The sequence below is a fragment of the Paenibacillus sp. HB172176 genome (genome assembly GCF_011947265.1).
GTDB lineage: Bacteria > Bacillota > Bacilli > Paenibacillales > Paenibacillaceae > Pristimantibacillus.
The window spans coordinates 257,966-281,761 of sequence record NZ_JAATHD010000001.1 but is presented as its reverse complement, the minus strand read 5'-3'; the positions used below and the strand labels follow the sequence as shown (position 1 = coordinate 281,761).

General features: G+C 53.2%; 18 protein-coding genes. 8 read left to right on the top strand and 10 right to left on the bottom strand.

Annotated elements, in window-relative coordinates:
* Nucleotides 1–15: 15 nt before the first annotated feature.
* The 6 genes from nasC to HFP08_RS01100 form a co-directional block, all read right to left on the bottom strand.
* Complete coding sequence (gene nasC / locus HFP08_RS01125) at nt 16–2,136, bottom strand: assimilatory nitrate reductase catalytic subunit NasC (protein WP_240940991.1); 2,121 nt, start codon at nt 2,134–2,136, stop codon at nt 16–18.
* Nucleotides 2,133–4,697: a nitrite reductase large subunit NirB gene (gene nirB, locus HFP08_RS01120; RefSeq protein ID WP_168118671.1), complete on the bottom strand. Its 2,565-nt coding sequence runs from the start codon at nt 4,695–4,697 to the stop codon at nt 2,133–2,135. The genes nasC and nirB overlap by 4 nt, the downstream gene beginning before the upstream one ends.
* 285 nt (nt 4,698–4,982) lie before the next feature.
* The gene (locus tag HFP08_RS01115; protein WP_168118670.1) at nt 4,983–6,161 is read right to left on the bottom strand and encodes a mannitol-1-phosphate 5-dehydrogenase; all 1,179 of its coding nucleotides are present in this window, start codon (nt 6,159–6,161) and stop codon (nt 4,983–4,985) included.
* Between the two features lie 162 nt (nt 6,162–6,323).
* Nucleotides 6,324–6,986 (bottom strand): HAD family hydrolase, encoded by a 663-nt coding sequence (locus tag HFP08_RS01110; protein WP_168118669.1) that lies wholly within the window; start codon nt 6,984–6,986, stop codon nt 6,324–6,326.
* Between the two features lie 1,837 nt (nt 6,987–8,823).
* Complete coding sequence (locus HFP08_RS01105) at nt 8,824–10,851, bottom strand: YhgE/Pip domain-containing protein (RefSeq protein WP_168118668.1); 2,028 nt, start codon at nt 10,849–10,851, stop codon at nt 8,824–8,826.
* A gap of 184 nt (nt 10,852–11,035) precedes the next feature.
* Nucleotides 11,036–11,614, bottom strand: coding sequence for a TetR/AcrR family transcriptional regulator (locus HFP08_RS01100; RefSeq protein ID WP_168118667.1), 579 nt, complete (start codon nt 11,612–11,614; stop codon nt 11,036–11,038).
* Nucleotides 11,615–11,944: 330 nt separating this feature from the next.
* Between HFP08_RS01100 and HFP08_RS01095 the strand changes: the two genes are divergently transcribed.
* Nucleotides 11,945–13,204, top strand: coding sequence for an S-layer homology domain-containing protein (locus HFP08_RS01095; RefSeq protein WP_168118666.1), 1,260 nt, complete (start codon nt 11,945–11,947; stop codon nt 13,202–13,204).
* A 209-nt stretch (nt 13,205–13,413) separates the two neighbouring features.
* Here the strand turns inward: HFP08_RS01095 and HFP08_RS01090 are convergent, their stop codons facing one another.
* The gene (locus HFP08_RS01090; protein WP_168118665.1) at nt 13,414–14,250 is read right to left on the bottom strand and encodes a YheC/YheD family protein; all 837 of its coding nucleotides are present in this window, start codon (nt 14,248–14,250) and stop codon (nt 13,414–13,416) included.
* A gap of 248 nt (nt 14,251–14,498) precedes the next feature.
* Between HFP08_RS01090 and HFP08_RS01085 the strand changes: the two genes are divergently transcribed.
* The 5 genes from HFP08_RS01085 (at nt 14,499) to HFP08_RS01065 (ending at nt 19,132) form a co-directional block, all read left to right on the top strand.
* Nucleotides 14,499–15,731, top strand: coding sequence for a phenylacetate--CoA ligase family protein (locus HFP08_RS01085; protein ID WP_168118664.1), 1,233 nt, complete (start codon nt 14,499–14,501; stop codon nt 15,729–15,731).
* Between the two features lie 16 nt (nt 15,732–15,747).
* A complete protein-coding gene (gene sbnA, locus HFP08_RS01080; protein WP_168118663.1) occupies nt 15,748–16,710 on the top strand; it encodes a 2,3-diaminopropionate biosynthesis protein SbnA in 963 nt (320 codons plus the stop codon).
* Nucleotides 16,711–16,726: 16 nt separating this feature from the next.
* A complete protein-coding gene (locus HFP08_RS01075; protein ID WP_168118662.1) occupies nt 16,727–17,689 on the top strand; it encodes a 2,3-diaminopropionate biosynthesis protein SbnB in 963 nt (320 codons plus the stop codon).
* 132 nt (nt 17,690–17,821) lie between these two features.
* A complete protein-coding gene (locus HFP08_RS01070) occupies nt 17,822–18,280 on the top strand; it encodes a MarR family winged helix-turn-helix transcriptional regulator (RefSeq protein ID WP_168118661.1) in 459 nt (152 codons plus the stop codon).
* Between the two features lie 87 nt (nt 18,281–18,367).
* A complete protein-coding gene (locus HFP08_RS01065; RefSeq protein ID WP_168118660.1) occupies nt 18,368–19,132 on the top strand; it encodes a peptidylprolyl isomerase in 765 nt (254 codons plus the stop codon).
* Between the two features lie 1,652 nt (nt 19,133–20,784).
* Here HFP08_RS01065 and HFP08_RS01060 read toward each other — a convergent pair.
* Nucleotides 20,785–21,546, bottom strand: a complete 762-nt coding sequence (locus HFP08_RS01060; protein WP_168118659.1) for a protein-glutamine gamma-glutamyltransferase — start codon at nt 21,544–21,546, stop codon at nt 20,785–20,787.
* A 142-nt stretch (nt 21,547–21,688) separates the two neighbouring features.
* Nucleotides 21,689–22,492, bottom strand: a complete 804-nt coding sequence (locus tag HFP08_RS01055) for a Cof-type HAD-IIB family hydrolase (protein WP_168118658.1) — start codon at nt 22,490–22,492, stop codon at nt 21,689–21,691.
* Nucleotides 22,493–22,693: 201 nt separating this feature from the next.
* Between HFP08_RS01055 and HFP08_RS01050 the strand changes: the two genes are divergently transcribed.
* A complete protein-coding gene (locus tag HFP08_RS01050; protein WP_168118657.1) occupies nt 22,694–22,927 on the top strand; it encodes a hypothetical protein in 234 nt (77 codons plus the stop codon).
* 18 nt (nt 22,928–22,945) lie between these two features.
* Complete coding sequence (locus tag HFP08_RS01045) at nt 22,946–23,257, top strand: hypothetical protein (RefSeq protein WP_168118656.1); 312 nt, start codon at nt 22,946–22,948, stop codon at nt 23,255–23,257.
* A 97-nt stretch (nt 23,258–23,354) separates the two neighbouring features.
* On the opposite strand, the gene HFP08_RS01040 is transcribed toward HFP08_RS01045, so the two are convergent.
* The gene (locus HFP08_RS01040) at nt 23,355–23,750 is read right to left on the bottom strand and encodes a hypothetical protein (RefSeq protein WP_168118655.1); all 396 of its coding nucleotides are present in this window, start codon (nt 23,748–23,750) and stop codon (nt 23,355–23,357) included.
* Nucleotides 23,751–23,796 lie beyond the last annotated feature (46 nt).

Here is a 23,796-nt window from a genome sequence, read left to right as displayed (position 1 = left end):
ATCATCCTGGCGGTGTTAGTACAGACGCTCCAGCTTCACGGCGCACACCTTGAAGCCCGGCATGCGGCAGGTGGGATCGAGCTGTTCGCTTGTGAGCTTGTTCACGTTCTGCACATCTCCCCAATGCATGGGAACGAACACCGTGTCCTGCCGAATCTTCACGGAATAATGGCAGCGCAGCACGACCGTTCCCCGGCGGGAGGTCACCGAGACCAGGGAGCCTTCCGCTATCCCGTACTTCCTCGCGACAGACGGATGAACCTCGATGAACGACTCGATCTCCCGAGCCGCCAGCGACGGACTCTTCCTCGTCTGTACCCCGGTCAAATAATGCGACAGCACCCTTCCCGTCGTCAGATACAGCGGATATTCCCCATCGACGCGCTCCTTCGGATAATGATTGTCCACTGGGACCAGCTCCGCCCTGCCGTCGTCATGCGCAAAGCTCGCCGCAAACAGCCGCTGCTCGCCCGGCTGGTCAACGGACGGACAAGGCCAGTAGACGCCTTCCTCGCGCCGAAGCCGATCATACGTGATGCCGTAATAATCGGCAAGGCCGCCTTTGCTAGCCAGGCGAAGCTCTTCGAAGATCGCCTCGGACGACTCGAAGGAAAACCATCGCCCTCGTCCAAGCTCCTCCGCGATGTCGCAAAGCACCTGCCAGTCATGTTTGCATTCTCCAAGCGGCGCCTTATTCGCCTCGCGCAGCAGAACGCGGCCTTCCAGGTTTGTCGTGGTCCCTTCATTCTCCAGATAAGCGGTAACGGGGAGCAGCAAATCCGCCATGCGTCCCGTCTCCGAGATGAACATATCCGCGACAACGAGAAAGTCGAGCTTCTCCAGCCCTTCCTGCACAAAATTCGCGTTCGGGTTGGACACGACCGGATTCGAGCCCATCAGGATCAAGGCTCTAATCTCCCGCTCATGAACCTTCTCCATCATCTCATAGGCGGACACCCCCTTGCCCGGAAGCTCCTCCGGATCGATGCCCCACACGCTTGCCACATAGCTTCGATGCTCCGGGTTATCGATCATGCGATAGCCGGGAAGCTGATCTGCCTTCTGCCCATGCTCTCTGCCGCCCTGTCCATTCGCCTGTCCGGTTACAGCGCCATAGCCGCAGCCCGGCTTGCCGAGCTTGCCGGTCACAAGCAGCAGGTTCAGCAGATTGCGCACCGACATATAACCGTCCGTATGCTGCTCTACGCCCCGAGCCGTGAAAATCATCCCCGTCGGCGCCGCGCCGAACGCTTCTCCCGCTTTGCGAATGAGCTCTTCCTCGATGCCCGTCATCTCGGCCAGCTCGGCCATGTCGAGCGATTCCACATGCTTCCGCACATCCCCAACGCCCTTCGTGCGCGAAGCAAGGAAGCCCTCATCGACATAACCCTTCTCCAGCACGGCTTTGAGCAATCCGTTCGCTAGCGCTGCGTCCATGCCCGGCCTCACCTTCAGATGAAGATCGGCAAGCTCGGCTGTAGCCGTCACGCGCGGATCAATAACAATAAGAAAGGCCCCGTTCTCTTTCGCTCTAGTGAAGTAAGGCATGAGCGTCGGCTGGCATTCCGCAATATTCGTTCCGGAGAGAATGATGCATTTCGCAAGCGAAATGTCGGACAACGGATTCGTGAGGCCTCGGTCAATCCCGAACGCTTTGTTCCCCGCAGATGCCGCTGCCGACATGCAGAAGCGACCGTTGTAATCGATATATTTCGACTGAAGACCTACTCTCGCGAACTTCCCTAACAGATAAGCCGATTCATTCGTCAGAGATCCGCCGCCGTACACGCCGACGCTGTCGCGTCCATAGCTCTCCTGCAGCTCTCTGAGCTTCATGCCGATCATGCTGCAGGCTTCCTCCCACGAAATTCGGACAAATTCGCCATCTCTCTTCGCCATCGGATATTGCAAACGCTCCTCCGTCAACGCATGCTGATAGGCGTTCATGCCCTTCACGCAGAGACGTCCTTCCGAAGCCGCGTTCGGCACCCCCACAATCGTATAGCTCGGCTTCGCGCCATCCTTCCATTCCTGTATGACCTGCATTTTGCACTGCACGCTGCAGAACGGACATTGCGTGTTCATGACAAAGGGAGAGCGCGAACCCTCCGACCGCTTCTCAATTACATGATTCATGCGTAATCGCCTCCTGCTGCCGTTTCTCCGATCAACTGCTCGTTATGCGCGTCAAAAACATCCGTTTCCTTGGCTTGAGCGCAATTGTTGCCCGGCCCGTCGAATGCGGCTGAACGGCTCCTCAGCTCGGCAAGCAGAAGCTGGCGGCTCGTCACATCGAAGATGCGCTCTCGTACAGCGACCATGCCCAGCTTATCAAGCCATTCCGCCGCGCTTTGACCGTAATCCGCTGTCATCCGGTACCACTCAAGCAGCGCGAGCGACATTTCCATCGCCAAAGCGTCATTCAGCTCAGTCGCCAGCAGCATCGCTTGCTTCACTTCGCCGAACACGCTGTTCCCCGCCATTCGGCGACCGTCGGAGCCGCCAAGATAGAGCTCCCAGCCGCTTGGCGCTCCAACGAGGCCAAGCGCCTTTGTCAACGTCCCTGCCTGATGCAGCGGACTCGACGATACGCCTAGAGATAGCGGCGAAGGGAAGGCCAGGCCTTCGAGCTCCCTCTCCAATCCAATCCCCATTTCCACCGAATCTCGGATCGCATGGGGCTCGAAATTTTTCCCGCCGCAGGTCACGACTGCTGCTCTATAATAGGCGGCCGTCTGCCCAAACGAATCGAACGAAATCGGTTCGGCGCTGCGATTGAAGCCGCTGCCGAAGCTATGGCTGTCAAGGCCGCCACCGCCCTCCAGAGCATTCGCTACCGCACCTACACGATGCTCTTCAATGCCAAGGAGCTCCAGACGAGCATCCGCGGAAAGCTTCGCCATCGGTATCTCGAATCGCTCCATCGCATCGGCAGCCATTCTAAGCTGTTCTGCCGTGATGACGCCTGCATGCGTCGCCGGCATGACCGCATACCTGTCTTGGCGGAGCATTCTCACGGAGCTGCGCTTCGCGTTGTCGCCGCTCACTTCCGACCTGGCGCCGCTTCCCTGCCGCGAATATCTGTCCGCATAATAACGCATTGCCGGACGGCATATGCCGCAGCCTTCTTCATTCGACCAGCCCAGCTCGAGTAGGATACGCTCTATCGGAAGGCGTCGCCATGCCGTATCGTTCGCCCGCAAGCCAAGCTCGTGAAGAGCTTCCTTCGCTTCCTCATGCCCCATCTCCGTGCAGCCGCAAATCGGTTCTTCCTTCGCCTTGGCGCCGGATCCGTTCTCCAATGCATATGTCAGAATAGCTTCCATCAGCGGTTTACAGCCTCCGCAGGAGCTGGAAGCTCGCGTGCAATCCCGAACCTCCTGAGAGGTTTTCAACCCTTGCTCGCAAACAGCAGCTACGATTGCGCCTTTCGATACCCCGTTGCAGGAGCACACCGTCTCATGCTCCGGCATGGCGGCAATGGCCTCGGCTTCCATGCCGCTGCCGCCGGCTCCAGCAGCATCCTGCTCCAGCACGGATACATTCGCTCCCTGCTTAATATAGCCGAGAAGCTTGCTGCCCTCGCCGCTGTCTCCGAACAGCACCGCGCCCACTATGCGATTGCCCTGCACGTTTATCTTCTTGTATGTTCGCTTTATTCCATCATAGACTTTCAGAGATACCGTATTGCTCGTATCTTTGATCTCTCCCGCAGAGAACACTTCAAGACCCGAAACCTTGAGCTGCGAATAGAGAGTTGAGCCCTGATATCCCTCGGTCTCCACGTCGCAGACAACCTTCGCGAGCACTTTGCCTTGCTCATAGAGCGGCGCGACAAGACCGTATGCCATGCCCCGATGCTCGGCGCATTCGCCAACCGCGTAGACATCCGGGACGCTTGTCTCCATTCGATCGTTGACCACAATAGCGCGATTGACCTCAATGCCGCTGTCTGCCGCCAATCGCATATTCGGCCGGATGCCTACCGCGAATACGACCAGATCGGCGGGTTCCCTCGATCCGTCCGTGAATTGCAGCCCTTCAACGCGCTTTCTGCCAAGAATGCGTTCCGTCGACTTGCCTAGCAGAAATTGCATGCCTTGCTTCTCCAGTTCTTCCCGCATAAGCTCCGCTGCCGTCTGATCCAGCTGGCGCTCCATCAAGTAAGCGTTAAGATGCACAACCGACACTTGCATCCCCAGATTAAGCAATCCGCGCGCCGCTTCCAAGCCCAGCAGCCCTCCTCCGATGACAACGGCTTTATTATGCGTTTTCGCCGTCTCCATCATCGTCTCGCAATCCTTGATGTCCCGGAAGGCTGTCACCCCTTGCTTGTCTGCGCCGGGCAGCGGAAGCATGAACGGATTAGATCCCGTTGCCAATATCAGCTTGTCATATGAAATCTTCCGACCTGCTTCTGTCGTCACTGAACGCTTCGATGCGTCGATTCCAATCGCTGCTTCTCCTTTGAACAGCGTTATTCCGTTGTCGTCGTACCAGCTTTGAGGATTGATCGTGATATCGTCTATCGAGGTATTGCCTTGAAGAACCTTGGAGAGCATAATCCGATTATAATTCGTATGGGGCTCGGCACCTATAATCGTAATCTCGTATCGATCGGGGGATATTGCAATAATTTCTTCTACGCAGCGAACGCCCGCCATTCCGTTTCCAATAACAACCAGCTTTTTCTTCACCAAATAACACTCTCCTCTCTAACAGCGCGAATCGCTGTAAATAGGTGACATTACGTGTTATATAATGATTAATCGCCGTTGATTAACGTTATATAATCTAACATCTGTTTTATTTATACTATACAGGAATGTCATTTTGTTAACAACAGGCAATTCGAAAAGAGTACAATTCCTTCACTGTCATTCTGAGTCTGCCTGTGGAAAGGAACAAAAACCGAAGGCATCTACAATGCGCCTTCGGTTCTCGTTAGTTCAGCCATTTGCTTAATCAACATCGCAATACGATCAGCCATTCACAACCTCCTTCAAACCAAGCCTGCTCTTCAACTCGTGGTATCTGTAGGCAATTTGTTGATGAATCGCGTGCTTTTGCGGAATGCCCATGAAGGCGGTAAGCACTTCGTCAATTCCGCGCTTCGCAATGGCCGTCTGCATCGATACCGCTTCCGGATCGTTCTCGTAATCATAGAGAAGAGCTGCCGCAATTACGTCTACGAGATGCGTGATATCCAGACCAAGCCGATGCGCCTGCAGCGCGGGACGGACAAGGCGGTCGTTCAGCGACAGCTTGCGCAGCGGCGAACGTCCCACTCTGATAATCTCGTCGGTCAACCTGGGATTCGAAAACCGATTGAGCATTTTCTCAATATATCGCATATGCTTCTCTTCATTCCAATGATACTTCGTTGTCAGCAATCTGCCGGTCTCGCGCATTACATTCTTCACCTTCAGCTTCAGCTTCTCGTCGAGCATAGCCTCCTGGATGGTGTCATAGCCCGCGAGATAGCCATGATAAGCGGCAACCGCATGACCCGTGTTCACGGTGAACAGCTTGCGCTCGATATAGGGCTCAAGGGCATCGACGTACTTCACGCCTTTAATCTCCGGGAAGCCCTCCAGCATGGCGGATCGGTCAATCACCCATTCGAAATAAGGCTCAACCGTAACCTTCAGCGGGTCTTCTGTTTCTTGAACAGGCACAATTCGATCGACGGCTGTATTCGGGAAAGCAACATACTCCTCGGACTCAGCTTGCATACTTTCCGGCAAGTATTCGAAAATGCGTTGCTTCAGCTGTGAGCTGCCATCCAGCGCGTTCTCGCAGGCGATAATATGGAGCGGAGCCTTGACGCCAAGCTCGAGTCTGCGAACAATTCCTTTCGCGATCGATTCCGCGATATGCTTCAGTGAGGCGAGACCGACCGCGGTCGTCACCAAATCCGCTTCGACAATGGAATTTGTTACCGCCTCTTCATTCTTGCTGTTGATTGCCGAAATATTGTTCACCAGCTTAATATCCTTGTTCTCGTTCGCAAGCGTCACATAATATTTCTTCTGCTGCTGCAAAGCATGAACCTTCTTCTCGTTCCGTGCCACAAAAGTAACCTCAAACCCAGACTGAGACAACAAAATGCCGATAAAACCCCTGCCTATGTTTCCTGCTCCGAAATGAACTGCCTTCATGGCCTTCGCCTCCTCGTTTTAAAAGTCATTCCATCTATGATCAGAATAGTTAGAATATTCTGATTATAATTGTTGTTAAAGGTGAGGGCAGTTGATTTCGTTCTGATGAATCCGACGAAATCAACCGCGACCGCCCTGTTTATCAATTGGCTCAGCCCGACCTTACAACGTCCAAGCGATTGCGCGCTGGAAATCCACATCCATTAACGATTCCGCATGATGCGCCTTGTCATAACGTTCGAATTCCAGAAACTTCGTCAATGCGTTCGGCACAACAATGACATTCATGCCGGCTGCGGCTGCGGCCTTCGCCCCATTCGGCGAATCCTCGATCGCCAGCGTCTCCTCCGGCTTCACGCCCAGTGCATCCATTGCCTGCACATACAACGCCGGGTCCGGCTTGACCTTCTCCACATCATCGGAGGTCTGAATCACTTCGAAATAATCGCGAATACCCAGTTGATCCAAATATTTGTCCGCCCATGCGCGGTGCGAGCTCGTCGCGAGGCCGATCTTAAGCCCCGCTTCCTTCGCCAGCTTCAAATAATCCATGACTCCGGGCCGAACCTGCTCGATATTCATGAGCTCGGAATGATCGCCTTGAATTCGGATCCTGAATTCATCCTTGTCGATTGGCAGATTCAATTCAGTCATCAGGTATTCGTAAGGATTGAATGAATGCAGACTCGTTCCAATACACTGCGAGTATTGCTCCAGCGTCAAATCCACATTATATTCTTTATACGCATTCTTGAACGCGTTATACCAAGCCGTCTCTGTGTCAATTATCGTTCCATCAAAGTCGAAAACAATTGCTTTAATCATAAACATTCCCCTTTCAGCGGCGTCTCGTGTTATTTATGTTAACAAAACCGTACCATGATTAAATCGTATTCGTCAAGCCGAAAAGCCCGCCCAGAGCGGGTTTCGGGACTTGTCCACAGCTTTTTCAGAAAACCCGTGAGCCGTTGGTACCCCTACAATTGCACTACTTTTGATAAACGCTTTCAAAATCTTTCAAAAAAAATTTTCAGACAATTTTGATGAAACGCTTCCATTTTGAATTTGATCTTTTTCTGCGATTGGGGAAAATTTTATTTACGGCTTACTTCCATAATTATCCACAACATTTCGGACTTTCTTTCTTCCAGAGCTATTTAGACACTATCCCCTTTACTCAGGAGACGCTTAAGGGCTCTCTCGATGCTAAGGCTGGGACAAGCTAAGCAGCAGACAATGAGGTGATTAGATGGATCGGGTAAATTAGGGAGATTGGGTGGATGAGGTGATTGAAAGAGATTAGGTGGATGAGGAGGTCCGTACGCAAAGCCGAGCTTATTGTGTCCTGAATGAGGGAACCTAAATGTTCGAAGTCGAGTCGGCTCCTCATCATGCGAAAAACGCCTCACGGCGTCCTTTGAAAGCAGCGACCTTTTCTAACTGACTTTTTGTCCTCTTAGACGCCGTTTTCAACACTCCTCCTGCTCTAACGGACTTTTCAGAGGCTGTCGATTAACTGTGGATCACCAGCTTATGGAACCCCTCAGCCAGTTCCGCATTTGAAGCTGCAACGCTGAAAATCAGCGATAGAAATCCATTCGGAGCGCCCTTCGAAGCTGCAGCGTTGAAAATCAGCGCTAGAGATCCATTCGGAGCACCCTCCGAAGCTGCAGCGCTGGAAATCAGCGCTAGAGATCCATTCGGAGCGCCCTCCGAAGCTGCAGCGCTGGAAATCAGCATTGCAGCCTAGTCCACAGTTAATCGACATCCTCTTTTCATGCTCTTAGCCAACCAAACGAGCAAAAATCGACCAGATTAATCCGCTAAGAAGCGAAAAGGTCCGTTAAAAATCTGAGCTGGCTAAAACAAGCTTCTAAGGGTCGAAAAAGAGGCTGTCGATTTAATGTGGACAACAATATTTTGTTTCCGAATGAACCTCTGAGATCAATTTTTAATGACATATGGGTATTTGCTCGATTAATAAAAATCGATCTGATGTCATCTGAGGAGCAATTTGCAAAGCTGCCACAATTAATAGACAGCCTCGAAAAAGTCCGTTACAGTCGCAATGTGAGAAATCCTCAATCAAGGCCTTTCAGAGATGAACGACCTAAAGCTTTGCGGAGCAAAGCAGCTTCATAAGCATGATGTAGGATTTATCGCCAAATAGAATTTCCGTTTTCGAATGCTCGAAAACTTATAAATTGTGGTAAGAAAAACGCCTAACGACGTCCTTGGCTCGCAGCAAAGCTGCGCTGCCTGTACTTGCCATTCTTCTGATGGAAATCAGAAGAAGCGGAGTCGCAAGCTGAAAAGCCTGCTGTTCTTTTAGCTTCATGGATGGCATTTAATTCTCTCAAAGCCATCAGATTCTAACGAAGACTCATAACGTTAAATGCCTGAATCTCAGGCCAGCATAAATCTAACGAATATTGGTATCGTTATTTCATCAAAACGAGTAGGATTGCTGCCCGAAACCATGAAATAAGACGACAGATCTTCGTTAGCTTTCAATAGGATGCCTTTTTAGAACAATAACGTTATCCTTCTTCGTTAGCGTTCCGCCTGGCTCCATCCAAGCCTCTTATCAAGGCCTTTCCGCGATGTTCAACCTGCAGCTTCGCAGAGCAAGCTGCCTTAATGCTATGTCGATTATGCTTTTTTATACCCCAATGGTTGCTTGACCGCCGCCGCTTGACCGACTCTCGCGGTTGTGAATCCGAATGAAGTAAGTCAGAGAAAGCAGCGCGAACACTGCAGCGTAGATCGCCAGCATGCCGGCGTCGCTCCATGCCCGGCTAATGTCGCCGCTCGAGATGATATCGCGGAACCCAGCGACCGAATAGGTCATCGGAACAAATCGGCTCACCTGCTGCAGCCATCCCGGAATGAGCTCCGCAGGGAAGGTGCCGGCCGCGCTAGTCAGTTGAAGAATAAGCAGCATGGTCGCGATGAACCGGCCTGGATTGCCCATCGACGCCACCAGAAATTGAATGATCATCATATACGTCATGCTGGTTACAATGGAATAGAGGAAGAAGACGGACAAATTCTGAACCTCAAGATGGATGACCGTGAGCAGCACCGTGTCCGCTATCAAAGCCTGCAGCACGCCGATAAGCAGGAGCGTCAGAGCCTTGCTCCAGAACCAGCTCCAGCCATTCGCGGGACGGATAGCAGGCTCTTTCACCGCATAGACGATCGTAAGCAGAAGCGCGCCTACATACAGCCCCAGCGACAAAAAATACGGAGCAAAGCCTGTGCCGTAGTTCGTCACCGTCGTAATCGCCTGCTCGTCGAGACGGATCGGGTCTGCGAACATATCCAGCGTCTCGTCATTCGCCGAGAGCTGCCCCGCTTCCTCCGTCGCGCCTTGCAGCTTCGAGGATAACTCGGCCGAGCCATCCTGCAGCTGCAGCATGCTCGACGCAAGCGAGTCGGCGCCGCCGCTCAGCGCTTCGGCGCCGGAGGCCAGCTCGCCTGACGAGGCACGCAGCCCGCTCATGCCTTGCGAGAGTTCTGACGAGCCTTGCAGCAGCTGCTCAAGGCTCGAAGACAGCTCCGCCGCGCCGCTCTCCGCGGCGACGAGCTTGTCGTTCAGCTGGACGGCTCCGGCCGTCACGCTGTCCAAGCCCTGGCGCAGCCCGCTCATGCCTTCATGGAGCGAGGCTTCTCCCTCCGCGGCCTGCGCAGCGCCGGCCGCGACGGCCTTGCTCGCCGCGAGCAGAGCCTGAACTTGCGGATCATCCGCAAGTTCGGCGCTGCTCCGCGCCAGCGCTTGCAGACCGGCAGCGAGCGCGTCCGCGCTGCCGGCCAGTTCGTCGGCCCCGGCCTGCGAAGCGGCCAGGCCGCTCTCGAGCCGCGCAGCCGCCGATGCGGCAGCGGCTGCGCCCTGGTTCAGCTCGCCGCCGGCGGCAGCGAGCTGTTCTGCGCCGCCGGCGAGGCGGCCGGCCGCGGCGCTCAGCCCTGCGGCGCCGTCAGCCAGCCGGGCGCCGGCGCCGTCCAGCTGCGCCGCGCCTGCCTTCAGCGAGGCTGCTCCGTCGGCGAGCTGCGCCGCATGCTCCGACAGCGACTGTGCGCCGTCAGCCGCTTCCGCCGCTCCGTCGGCGACGCTGCCCGCGCCGTCGCTTGCCTCGCCTATGCCCGCCGAAGCTACAGAGAGCTTGTCGAATACCGCCCTCGCATACGCTTCTGTCACCTCCTTGTTCAGATCCGTCCGAATCTGTTCAATTGCCGTATGCCCAATTTGCGACGCCAGGAAATTTCTGCTCTCATTTGGCATATAGACGAGCTGCGCCTGCTCGGGATGCTCGGAGGTCAGAGTCGCCGCCCGCTCGGAGAAGTCGCTTGGAATTTCAATTGCGATATAATAATCGTCATCCTTCAAGCCCCGCTCTGCTTCCTCCTTGCTGACGAATGCCCACTCGAATTTCTCATTTTTCTCCAACTGCTCGACGAAATCCGCGCCTATATGCAGCTCTTCCCCTTGAAACGGCGTGCCCTTGTCCCCATTTACAACCGCAACCGGCAGGTTATTCAGCTGTCCATACGGATCCCAGAACGCCGCGAGGAACATCCCCGCATACATCACCGGGACCATCAGAATCGCAATAAGCGAAACCAGCAAGGTTTTGTTTCTGCCAATAGCCGCCAGCTCGCCGCCGAATTGCCTCACACCGTTCAGCTTCATGTTCACCACTCCTCAAAGTCGATACTGTTCGTTTTAACAAGATGACTAAATCAGTCATTTAGTCATTTTAAGACAAAAAAATTTCTCTCTACAAGTGCATGTTCAAAAAGTCTGGTTTTCAGCACGGAGAGCTTATGTCTTATTCAGCCGCTCTCCACAGCGTTCACTCCTCTCCTCCACACGCTCAACTACGAAGGAGAAGCCCCTCCTCCAAATAGAAGCGGATCCGCTTTGCCACCTCATTCTTCGACAGAGGATTATGCGACTTCTGCCACTCCACTGTAAGCGACATGTAAAGCTTCAGCATAACAAATGCCGTCAACTCAGGCTCGCAAGCTCTGATTTGCTCCTTGTCGACAGCCTCCTGCACCTTCTGAGCGATGTAATGGACAATCGCATGCTCCAACTGGCGCAAGCCGTCAAGAGCCATTGGCGTTCCAATCTCACGCACTTCCTGCGACAGCTTCAACGCGAGCTCATGCTCCTCGCGGAAATCCAGAACATGCTCCAGCACCTCGTTCAGGTAGTCGAAGAACGCAAGCTCCTCTTTCACCGTTTCCTCCGTCGCCCGCCTCAGCTCATGAATAAGACGATTCATAATTTCCTGGAACAGCTCTTCCTTGTTAGCGAAGAACGTATAAATCGTGCCCTTGCCTACAGACGCAATCTTGGCCACGCCGTCCATCGTAGTCGCCTTGTATCCGAACATAGCGAAGGATTTCTCCGCCGCTTCGATTACCTGTTTGCGCCGATCAACCGCCACGCTGACCCCTCCTTTACGATCATCGAGCAACAAAATGACCAAATAACAAATTCGGTCATTTCGTTCATAACACACATCATAACATGCTTTCTCATGCCCGGCAACCGCACTCTGCGGTACATAGCAACCAAATTCAACCATCATAACCTGAATCCTGTTACTTTAGACGCTTCCCTTGACTCTCTGGCGCCCAAACATCATGCCTTTGGTTCTAGTCTCGTTAGGTCTCTCCTGACTTTCAGGTTGCTTCAATATACCCATTCTAAATAAGGAACAGATATGGTTATCTATAGGTTGTCGGAATATATCGAAACAGGGGGATTTTTATTCATGAAACGATTTGCTGCGCCAATCTTATGCTTTGTCTTATGCTTTACTTTGTTCTTTATGCCAAAAACGTTTGAACGCGCTTTCGCATCCGCTGTCGCCGGAAGCGCGACTGCCTTCGCCGATATTCACGGTCATTGGGCTGAACCCAATATTAACGATATGTTGAAGAAGGGCATTCTCGACGGCTTCCCGGACGGAACCTTCCGCCCGGATGATCCCGTGCAGATAGATCAGTTCGTGAAGATGCTCATCCTCTCCTTCTCCGATTTGTACGAGAACGGCTCGCGCAGCTGGAACAACGCGTTCTTATCCACGCTGAGCCAGGAAAACCTGGCCGTGCTGAAGCAAGACTACCGCTACTTCTCCTTCAAACCGAACACGACTGGCTACTGGGCCAAGGATTTCATCGATATCGCAAGCGATCTGCATTTTCTGAACAAAGCGGGCTATACCGATTTCCAAGCCCGATTAACGCGCGAGAACGCCGCCGAAATCATCTACTACACGCTGCAAGAAACCGAATTTCTAGAGGACAGCGCCTTCGGACTTCGCATGGCGAGCGAATACGGCGACATCATGGGCGCAACGGAACGCGAGCAGCGCTTTATCGCCGAATCCTTGGTGAAGGGCATAATGAACGGCTATACCAACGGCTTCTTCGGCGTGGGGGATTATGTAACGAGAGCGCAAGCGCTCGTTATCCTTGAGCGGCTTCGTGATAAATCGAAGCGCCTTGCGATCGAGGTGTCCCCGGAAAATTTGGAGAGAATCGTGCCCACAAGCGGCAATGGCAGCAAAATCGTCGTTTTCCCCAACAAAAAAATGTGGGACGCCTACGATCTGCTCGCATCCATCGGTTCCTTGCGCGGTGCAAATCATGATCTGCTCGGCACTACGCTTCGATTATTCAAGGATCAAGACGAAATGAGCAGCGTGATCAATAAACTGGCCAGCGCGACGGAAGTAAATGAGGAAGCCGCGATCTGGCTGGACCCGACCTACAATACATACGGCGTGACGATGCGGCTCAGGGAAGGCTCCCTTGCGCGCAATCGCGAGGTTGTGGAGCAATTCGCCAACGGATTGTTCGGTTATAACGCGATCGCGTTCAAAAATATGTTCAACGATGTCTGCTCGAAGATCGAGAATGGCAAAACTGTCGACACGCTCAGCCTTGAAATTGGATCGGATGCCGTATCCATTCTTGTCGATTATGCAAACAAAACCGTTATTTTCTCTATCGTAGCCAAGCAATCCTGACATGTACAAAGCGGCAGAGCACGTCAGGAGAGACTTGCAACGCTGCTTACCAACACTGCAGCTCGCGAGCAAGCTCCATTCGGACTTGCAACGCCGCTTACCATCACTGCAGCTCGCGAGCAAGCTCCATTCAGACTTGCAACGTTGGTTATCTCCGCTGCTGCTCGCCAAGCGAGTCGCTTTCCGGCTTGCAGTGCTGGTTATCTGCGCTACAACGTCGTCTTCGCCTTATTGCAGTTCAGCTTGTAGGTTCTGCCATAGTGGCTGCCATAGCTTACAATTCTGCGGATCATCGTCTGATCCTGAAGAATCGCGAACGGGCAATGATCCGGCCTCGTGTTCACCTCGAGAATCCACGGCTTCATGTTGCGATCGACCGCGATGTCCAGGCCGTACTCATTCTGCTGCGGAAATGTGCTGCGCAGCTTCCTGGCCGTCGCCAGACCCATCGCCTCGAGCTCCCTGATCTGTTCCTTAATGCGGTACGGAGGCGAATAGGGCTGAAGCACCTGCTCCGCAGGCAGAATGGTGCCGCCTTGACTGCCGTTCGTGACAATTTTGCCTGGATGAGCAATTCGCGCAACCGTGCCCGTCGCCTCCCACTCTCCCGCCGGAGAACGCTGTACAACGACGCGGAAATCGTAAGGCCTGCCCTCGTAGCTCAAGAGATGCACGCCTTGCTGGACCAAATAGCTTTTGCCCTTCGCATCCTTCCGTATGGCGCGATACAGACCGCTCAGCGTTCGAAAGCTGCGTTTTCTGCCCGCCAACTGATACGCGTAGCCCGAAGCTCCGTCGTTCGCGCCGTCATACGAAGGCGAATGGCTCCACACCCGCATCACTCCCCTGCCCATCGAGCCAAACACCGGCTTCACATAGACCATTTGGTAAGCATGCAGCATCTGTGACAGTGAAGTCAGGCTCAATCTCTTCGTCAATGGAATATGATTGCGCAGCCTGGCATCCTTTAACAACAAGTTTGTCTTCTCCCATTTATCCGTCGTACGCGACTTTTTTTTGCTAGAATTCACACTTTTCCTGGGCATACTTTCTTCTTTCTCCCTTCACGCCGCGTCTGCCAAGAGCCCGTATGCTCTTCTCTTAGCGCAGCTAGCATAGACTTGTATCTCTATCTATCTCTCCTACTATTACTATACGGTGATAACGCCGAAATCGCTTTAGGCGGCTGTCGCCATAGGTGAACCAACTTACCCGCCCCACATATGATTTAGTAATGGAGCAACAGGGGCCAGCGCATGGCGCCCCCAATTCCCTGCGGAAGGATGACGGCTTCGTGAACCGAATAGAGGCGCTAAAGCAGCTGCCCATTATTGTAAAATATCACCCTTGGTACACTCTCCTGCTGAAGCAGCAGAACCTGGCTATCGCTGCGGTCGCCGACCTGCGAGAGCTGCCGCTGCTCACCGACGAGCGGCTGGCGGCTTCGTATTATCATGCAGAAGCCTCCCTTTCTGCGAAGGAAAGGCTCTCGGTCTTCCGGACATCCGGCACCTCGACCGGCGTTCGCAAGGCCATCTATTATTCGCAGGGAGAAGACGAGCGCTATCTCGCGAACAAAATCGAATCGTTCCGGGATTGGCTCGGCGGGGATCTGCCTTCCGGAGTTCGCGCGCTCGCCGATCTCGGCACCGGCCATGCCGCCGCCTCCGCGCTCGCCATCTTCGAGCGGCTCGGCTTGCAGGGCGAAGCGATACCGTTCACGCTGCCGATTGAGGAGCATATCGCGAAGCTGCGTGAATGGCGGCCTCACTTGCTATACACGATGCCTTCCATTCTTGAAGCGATTGCCGATGCCTCTCCCGCCTCTAACCCGAGCTCGCTCGGCATTCGCAAGATCGTTGTCGTCGGCGAAATTGCCGCGTCGGAGTGGCAGGCCAATATGGCAAGCCGCTTTGGTATCACAACCCGCGACATCCTGGATACGTACGGCTCCATCGAGATTGGAGCGATTGCCGCTTATTCGCATGAGCTTGGCGCATATCTTATCGCGGAGGATCTGTACGGAGAAGCGCTTCCTGCGGAGGAGATACATCCCTCCTTTGAACCGCTGCGGCCGAATGAAGGCGTATTGACGCTAACCTCGTCGAGCCGGCGCTATTTTCCCGCGCTGCGATTCGTCACTTATGATGTGGTCCGGGATTTTCGAAGCATCATGGTTAACGGCAAGAAGCGCCAGATCTTCACCTGTATCGCCAAGCGGATCGGCGCGGAGCTGAAGCATGGGGAGAAGATCAGCCTGTATGATATAGAAGCGGTCGTTCAGCGTCATCTGTCCGATGCAAGCTTTCGAGTTGCGATGCGTGACAATCGTCTGCAGCTTCATCTTCATAGCAAGCAATTGACGGAGGACAAACGATTAGCCATTGCGAACGATGTGGCCGGCGAGATTCCGGATATTGGCATGATGATCCGGAATCGGCTGCTCGAAGCCATTGAAGTCATCCCGTTGAAGGAACGAAGCGAGCTGCCGAGCGGCTCGGTGAAGGGAAAGAAGCTCTACCTATGAGAGGCGGTGGTTTGCAATGATGGACGATTGGACGCGCAGCATCGGCAATACGCCGCTGGTGAAGCTCTCCAGACTATTCCGCAATTCTCGCGGCATCGAGGTCTACGCCAAGCTGGAGCTCATGAATCCCGGAGGCAGCGCGAAGGACCGCCCCGCTCTTCGCATCTTGCAGCATGCCTGGAAGGACGGAAAAATCGGCCCCGGTTCCGTTGTTATCGAATCGAGCTCGGGCAACATGGCGATTAGCCTCGCTGCAATCTGTTCAATGATGGAGCTCAAGTTCATCAGTGTGATCGATCCGCGAACCGCCGCGCATAACATACGCATTATGAAAACCTTCGGAGCTCAAATTTCTTACGTCGATGAGCCGGATCCGGCCTCCGGCGAATTTCTTCCCGCGCGGCTGGCCAGAGTGCGGGAGCTGCTCGGGAGCATTCCGAACAGCTACTGGCCGAATCAATACGGCAATGAGCATAACTATCTTGCCCATTGCGAAGGCACGATGGGAGAGATTGCCGCAGCGCTGCCCCGCGTTGACTATGTGATTGGCGGAGTCAGCACCTGCGGCACGATGTACGGCTGCGCCAATTACATTGCAGAGCAGGGCATGGAGACGAAGGTTGTCGCCGTCGATGCCAAGGGCAGTGTCATTCTCGGCGGCTCCAAAGGCCCGCGGATGTTCCCCGGACTCGGCGCGGGCATCGTGCCTCCTTTTGGACAGAAACCGTTCATGGACGAATCGACCTATGTCTCCGATCGGAATATGGTGCTGGGCTGCAAGGAGCTGGTCGCGCGCGAAGCGATATTGGCGGGACCTTCCTCCGGCGCCGTTATATCCGCCATGAAATCGCTGCTGGATACGATTCCCGAGCAATCCGTATGCGTTGTCATCATTCATGACCGCGGCGAGCGATACATGGACACCGTCTATGACGACGATTGGGTGAAGCGGCAATTCGATTCAGAATTGAAAGTATAGAAAGGAGACAACGCCCGTGCTCTATCTCGGAGAAGAACATATTCGCAGCATCGGATATCCTTGGGAAGCGCTTATCGAGCAATTGGCTGCAACGCTAAGAAGCATGGAGCAAGGGCAATTCTCCCAGCCGCTTAAGCCTTATCTGCGTTACGGCGATGAGACCAATCGCATTATAGCGATGCCGGCTTATGTCGGCGGCGATGTCCATGCAGCCGGCCTGAAGTGGATCGCCTCCTTCCCGGGCAATCTTGCACGGGGCTTGCCGAGGGCGCACAGCGTCACGATCCTGAATGATGCGGACACGGGCGAGCCGCTTGCAATCGTGAATACACAGCTGGTCAGCGCCGCGAGAACGGCCGCCGTCAGCGGGCTGCTGCTGCGGACTGCTCTTGCGAGCAGACCCGTTCTCGCGACTGCCGATCTGCGAGTCGGCATCATCGGCTGGGGGCCGATCGGCCGCATGCACGGCTTCATGTGCCGCGAGTTGCTTGGCGAGCGGCTGTCCGGGATAGCCGTCTATGACATTCGAGGCTTGCGGCAGACGGATCTCGCCGCTGCAGAGCAAGCGGCGGTCAGCTGGCAGGAGCTCTATGAGACCTGCGATATCGTTATCACGTGCACGGTGAGTGAGAATCGCTACATCGACCTCCCTCCCGCCAGAGGTCAGATTCTGCTGGATGTCTCCCTGCGCGACTACAAGCTTGACGCCATCAAGGACATAAAAGCCGTCATCGTCGACGACTGGGTTGAAGTATGCCGCGAGAATACGGACATTGAGCTGCTTCATCGGCAGAACGGGCTGACCAGGGAAGGAACGCTCAGCCTGTCCGAAGCGGCGCTGCGAAACGCTCTCGCGGAGTTCCCCGAAGACGAACCGCTTCTCTTCTGTCCTATGGGAATGGCGGTTTTCGATGTCGCCATAGCCTCTTGGTACGCAAGCAAAGCAAAGTCGCTCGGAATCGGCGCGATTCTTGCTTGAACGGAAACTTTGAACAAGAGCAGGCGTGTCTTTCCCTGCCTTGACAACAGCAAGTCTCGTTCTTTATATTTAATTTGTTACAATTAAATTGTGTTGCACAGCTTGAAATCATCCCTGCGGAGGCGCTTATTGATGAACAATCCAGATCCAACCCTGCTGCTCGATAATCAAATATGCTTCTCCATCTATGCCTGCTCCCGTGAAATTACGAAGCTGTACCGCCCGCTCCTGCAGGAGCTGGGACTTACATACACCCAATATGTCACCATGCTCGCGCTTTGGGAGAAGGACGAAGTGATGGTGAACGAGCTCGGCGCGAGACTTTACCTCGATTCCGGCACGCTCACGCCTCTGCTTAAGAAGCTTGAGGCTGCGGGTTTTGTCTCGAGAACGCGAGACAAGAAGGACGAACGCAGCGTTCGCATCGCATTGACGGACGAAGGACGTGCCTTGCGCGAGAAGGCGCTTCCCATTCCGGAAGCATTGATGTGCATGCTGGACGCGACTCCGGAGGAGAGCGCAGAGTTGCTTCGCCAGATGCAAGCGCTGATGAACCGCATGCAAGCCAGATCCATGAACAGCGACGAATAGGCGACGCCAAGGTTATGCGTTAGATTTCTGCCCTGGAGCTGTGCTATGATAAATGCGACGAACATCTTGTAGGAGGTATATTGGAAAATGAGACAAGCTAATTCTGTCCGGCTGCGCAGCAGCTTTCTGCTGTTAATGATCGCTCTTGTTCTGGTCATGGCGGGCTGCGGCGTCAATCAAGGCAAGACGAACAACAATTCCAACAATTCGCAAGGCTCCGGAGGCAATGGGAGCAACGCGACGCCTGCGGCGACCAAATCGCCGACCGCCACTCCCGAAGCGACTGAAGCTCCTTCCCCGACTCCGGAGGATATCGGCTTGCTCGGTCCCGAGAAGCATCCCGTTGTTACAATCGAGCTGAGCAATGACAAGATTATCAAGGTCGAGCTGTATCCCGAAATCGCGCCGAATACTGTGAACAACTTCGTTTCGCTAGTATCGCAAGGCTTCTATGACGGCCTTATCTTCCATCGCGTCATTCCCGGCTTCATGATCCAAGGCGGCGATCCCGACGGCAACGGAACAGGCGGTCCCGGCTACTCCATCGCAGGAGAGTTCAGTATGAACAACTTCGAGAACAAATTGAAGCATACCCGCGGCGTCATCTCGATGGCCCGTGCCAACGACCCGGATTCGGCCGGTTCGCAATTTTTTATCATGGTGGCGGATGCTCCGTCTCTTGACAACAAATACGCTTCCTTCGGAGTCGTTACGGAAGGCATGGATGCCGTGGACGAGATCGTCGCGCAAGATCGCGACGCGCAGGACAAGCCGGTTGAACCCATCTCCATGAAGAAGGTTACCGTGGATACGAAGGACATGACCTTCGACGAACCGGTGAAAGTGCAATAAACAGTTCAGCATGAAGTGTAACTAAAATGGAAGGCCATCCGAAGATGGCCTTTTTTCGTGCACAATATCAGATACACTTCTGAACCTTGCAGAGCTTAAAGTGACTAGAGAGGGAGCTACAAGTCGATTAAATCGACTTGCAGAGCTTGAAGTCCACGGAAACGGTACTACAAGTCGATTAAATCGACTTGCAGAGCTTGAAGTGCGCGCAAACGGTGCTGCAAATCGATTAAATCGACTTACAGAGCTTGAAATTGCGCGCAAATGGTGCTGCAAATCGATTAAATCGACTTGCAAAGCTTGAAGTGCGCGCAAACGGTGCTGCAAATCGATTAAATCGACTTGCAAAGCTTGAAGTGCGCGCAAACGGTGCTGCAAGTCGATTAAATCGACTTACAGAGCTTGAATTGCGCGGAGCGGGGAATCTCCGTCGTCCGATCCTGGTCGAGTCGACCAGGAAAGTAAAAAACTCCACACGGGCATTTTATAAATTCTATATCTATAAGAAAAACGCCTGTCGGCGTCCTTTGAAAGCAGCGACCTGTTCTAACGGACTTTTTGTCCTCTTAGACGCCGTTTTTCAACACTCGCTTGCTCTAACGGACTTTTTATCCTCTTAGCCAACCAAACGAGCGAAAAAACAACGGGATTAACCCGCTAAGAGGCGAAAAGGTCCGTTAAAAATCTGCGCTGGCTAAATAGAGCTTCTAAGGGTCGAAAAAGTCCGTTACAGTTGCAGGAATTACTCCCAAACCCCATACTTTCGGCCTTTCAGAGTCGACGACCAAAAGCTTTGCAGTTCAAAGCAGCCTCGTACGCACATTAAGATTTTATTTGTCATTTCCTATGACGCGAAATCTTATAAATTCTATAATTACAAAACAAACGCCTGACGGCGCCCTTGCCAAAGAACGGGAACGTTTCTTAAAACGATCGGGATAGCAGGAGCCAAGAATATGCCAATCCCATACGTCGAGTCATAAACAAGCGGACACAGAAGACTTTATTTGTGCAAAATTCAGAGATTGTTCACTTTGGCGGACACAGGGGACGCTATTTCCTCAAATCATCCAAAAAATCTCTGTTTTCTCGCATATAAGGTCATCTCTGTCCGCGAAATCTTAAAAACAGCTCGATTTGTCAAAATAGCGGATCTACGGTCCACAGAATATGAAAAACGCCTGACGGAATTCTTTGAAAGCAGCTACTCGTTCTATCGGACTTTCTGGAAGCTGCCAATTCTTTGCGTATCCGTGAGCGCGTGTCCATGGCCATTTGACCAAAGCGTGTATGTAGCGTAACGGTCACAAATGACCGTAAGAAGCCGTAATCACGCCTAACGGGTATTTTAACGGTCGCGGATGACCGTAAGAGGAAGTTAATGAGGGGTTCAGCCCTAATTTCTGACGCTAACGGTCAATTGCGACCCTTACATTCTGAAAATCGCCGATATCGTCGCGCAACGATCGCGGATGTCCTTTAAAACCAGCTAGAAGGCCTCGAAAAAATCCGTTACAGTTGCAGGCCTTCATTTTCCCATCGAAATTTTATACGCTATAATGGCAAAAAAGCGAGCGCTCCGGCGCGCTGCATGAAAATCATCATGCAAAGCGCGCCAGAAGCACTCGCTTTTTTAATCTTTCCCGCCTCATTTAACGCCCCACAGCTTCGCCCTCGCGGATCGTCATGCTTCTAAGCCGCTCGAAATCCGGGGTCAGCACGAAATCATCCAGATACGCGGATTGCATAGCTCCCGGCATTCTAGCCTTATTGAGCTGCATAATCATATCCTGACTCGAGCCCATGCCGATGCCGTGACCGTAATACAGATTATCGTCCAGCATAATGACATTCTCGCCTTGCCACTCCGGCGTCTCTCGGTCATAATCCGGATTTTTGAAATACAGCGCATCCCCATAATACGTTTCGTTCAAATTATAGGAAGGGATCAACTGCAAATCCTGATCCGTCTCCCAACTGTACAAGTACAGATTTTGAAAGTATCGATTGAATGCGGCGTCCCCGATCGTCTCAAGAACCGCTTTGTAGAATACAATGATAATCGCTCCTGCGCATTCAAAGGCGTATTTCGACCCATTCGTAAAAATATCTCTGATTGCCACAGACGGCAAAACGCCCTGCCTCAAGCGAAAGCCTCCATTCGGCGTGCGGTACCAGTAGGCTTCATTGCAGCGCGAATTGCTGAATGTGCCAAAGCTTACGCCGCTTGCGTACAAGTCCTTCGCCGCCTGCACCGTATGCGATCTCATCTTAAGCTCGAACACAAGCGCGTCAAGCGAAGGATACCAGTAGGTAACCGGACTGCTCTGCTTCCTAAGCAGCATCTTCTTCTCCAAATCCGTCAGCATGCGAGGCGGTATCTGATTCAAATTGCCTTGGGCTATTTCAATCACGTCTTCTCCCCCAACTCTCAATCATCGTTGGGTTATAGTACGTGCAAAATGCCGAAAGGGTGTATAGCCGTCAACATACTCTTTGAGCAGAGTATCACGATCATTCAAACACTCGCTCTGAACAGACCGCCCTTTTTAACTTCTATGCCACAGTCGCCCCGGCTGTTTCCGCAGGCAGAAGCCCCGCTTCAATTAAGCCTTTGCGAATGCCCTTATCATCCACATGCGCTGTTACGAAATTCGCATAAGGAAGCAGCTCCGGATTCGAATTGCCCATGGCCACGCCAAAACCGACGTAATCCAGCATTTCTTTGTCATTCAGCCCGTCCCCGAAAGCAACTGCATCCGAGGCCTCAAGGCCCAGCTTCTCTAGCATAACCGCAATGCCCTCCGCCTTGGAGCCGCCAAGCGGAAGCACATCCATCGCTTGATCATGCCAGCGGATCAATGTATACTCCGTCTTCAGTCCTTCATACAGACGCTCGTCCCGACTCTCGCAATGCAGGAACACCTGGAACACATCATCCGTCCGCCAGAACTCGGGGTTGAATCCCGGATTATGGACCTTGAGCGATTGAACCGAATTCATAATGAAGGGATGCTCCTCCTTCGTACTCCAGAAGTTATGCTCGCCTTCGAACACCAGGCCGTGCTCATTCGCCTCTGCCAGGTTCACAAGCTTCTCCAGGCTGTCCTTCGAGATTCCTCTGCGATAGATTGGCTCGCCTTGATATACGACATACCCGCCATTCATCGTAACGAAGGAATCAATGCCAAGCTTGTCTGCGATCCCGCCGATGAAATAAGGCGCTCTTCCCGTCGCGATGACCGGCTCGATTCCCCGTTCCTTCAGCTCGCGGACCGCTCTCACCGTATCCTCCGGAATTTCCTTCCGCTCGTCCAGTAACGTGCCGTCGATGTCAAAAAACACGATTTTGTAGCTCATGCTGCTCTCCAGCTCCTGTCTCTATATGGATTATGCGCGTCATCTGACGCATTCGTATGCTTCTATCTTATCATTGTTCGTGCTGCGCCGGTGAAAAAAAGATGTAAATCGAATGAAAGTCTTCTCGGCTAACGAATAAAAACAAACAAACAAAACACAATAAGAAAAAGTCAACCCAAACGGAAAGGGGGTCAGTTGCGCATGTATACATGGATTGGCATTTTAGGAGCAGCCGCGGTGTTATATGGTATTATTGCAACCTATTTTATTGGTCGCAGACATAATGAGAAGAGCAGCTCCGCATTAGACAAAGGAGCCAGCATGACAACGGTCAGGCACCCGGTCCTTGCGAATCCGATTCTAATCCTGTACGTCGCGGTGCCGATCATCGCGCTTCTGCTTGGCATGTTGGCCGTGTATTTGACGAAATCTTAAGGGGAAGGGATGGAGAGAATGGACAAGCGCAGATATTATGTTTCCGTTCAAGCGAAGGATATTATGTATCAGCAGGGCGATGCCGCCTATGAGTTCGAAATCGACGCCACGCAGGAGGATATCGACAAGCTGCAGGAACTATTTCTGGAGATGGACAAATTCGATAATCAAAGCGCGCTGCGCGGTCATCTACCCGGCATCCCGTATCATCATGATCTGGAGAACGACGGCTATGATTATTATCTTAACGAGGCCTACCGACTCATCGGGGAGCTCGGCACGGCCGAGACTCGGGAGCATATCGCAACGATGAACTTGAAGATTGAGTAAAGAAGCACAGGACTCTTGGCGTTGAACGGAATGACGATACCTCCCCATGCTCAATGGAAGAGATATCGTCTGCGGTCGGTTTCTAACCTGTTCTTATCTATTGATGTCTTCCGAGCTTCCTGGCGAGCAGCCGGATTAATTCGGCCACGATGCCCGCCGCAATGCCGGCTGCGGTGAGCTCCATGAATACCAGAATAGAGATGAGATCCTCCCAACCGCTTGAGTCATCCGCATAGACCCCCATCATGATTAAGGCAAGGAGCAAGCCCGCGCTGGAGCAGATCCAGAACAACTTGCCGCCCAGCCATCCTCCCATGCTGAACAGGAAAGACAGGACAAGCGACAGGATGAGAAACCGGAACGCGATTCCCCCATCGAATTCATGTTGCAGAAGGCCAAAGCGAATGCCGCATAAAGATACGGCCGTCAACAAGGCGGATAAGACAGCGATTAGCCACCACTTCGAGCTCTTGGCTTTTGGAATCCAGCGCATGCTTGCACACTCCTTCTATAGATGATCAGGCTCAGAATAAACCAAT

Bases quoted from the DNA above. Each gene is read 5' to 3' on its own strand.
- nasC (WP_240940991.1), bottom strand. From the start codon at position 2,136: ATGAATCATGTAATTGAGAAGCGGTCGGAGGGTTCGCGCTCTCCCTTT.
- HFP08_RS01115 (WP_168118670.1), bottom strand. From the start codon at position 6,161: ATGAAGGCAGTTCATTTCGGAGCAGGAAACATAGGCAGGGGTTTTATC.
- HFP08_RS01110 (WP_168118669.1), bottom strand. From the start codon at position 6,986: ATGATTAAAGCAATTGTTTTCGACTTTGATGGAACGATAATTGACACA.
- HFP08_RS01105 (WP_168118668.1), bottom strand. From the start codon at position 10,851: ATGAAGCTGAACGGTGTGAGGCAATTCGGCGGCGAGCTGGCGGCTATT.
- HFP08_RS01095 (WP_168118666.1), top strand. From the start codon at position 11,945: ATGAAACGATTTGCTGCGCCAATCTTATGCTTTGTCTTATGCTTTACT.
- HFP08_RS01090 (WP_168118665.1), bottom strand. From the start codon at position 14,250: ATGCCCAGGAAAAGTGTGAATTCTAGCAAAAAAAAGTCGCGTACGACG.
- sbnA (WP_168118663.1), top strand. From the start codon at position 15,748: ATGATGGACGATTGGACGCGCAGCATCGGCAATACGCCGCTGGTGAAG.
- HFP08_RS01070 (WP_168118661.1), top strand. From the start codon at position 17,822: ATGAACAATCCAGATCCAACCCTGCTGCTCGATAATCAAATATGCTTC.
- HFP08_RS01065 (WP_168118660.1), top strand. From the start codon at position 18,368: ATGAGACAAGCTAATTCTGTCCGGCTGCGCAGCAGCTTTCTGCTGTTA.
- HFP08_RS01055 (WP_168118658.1), bottom strand. From the start codon at position 22,492: ATGAGCTACAAAATCGTGTTTTTTGACATCGACGGCACGTTACTGGAC.
- HFP08_RS01050 (WP_168118657.1), top strand. From the start codon at position 22,694: ATGTATACATGGATTGGCATTTTAGGAGCAGCCGCGGTGTTATATGGT.
- HFP08_RS01045 (WP_168118656.1), top strand. From the start codon at position 22,946: ATGGACAAGCGCAGATATTATGTTTCCGTTCAAGCGAAGGATATTATG.
- HFP08_RS01040 (WP_168118655.1), bottom strand. From the start codon at position 23,750: ATGCGCTGGATTCCAAAAGCCAAGAGCTCGAAGTGGTGGCTAATCGCT.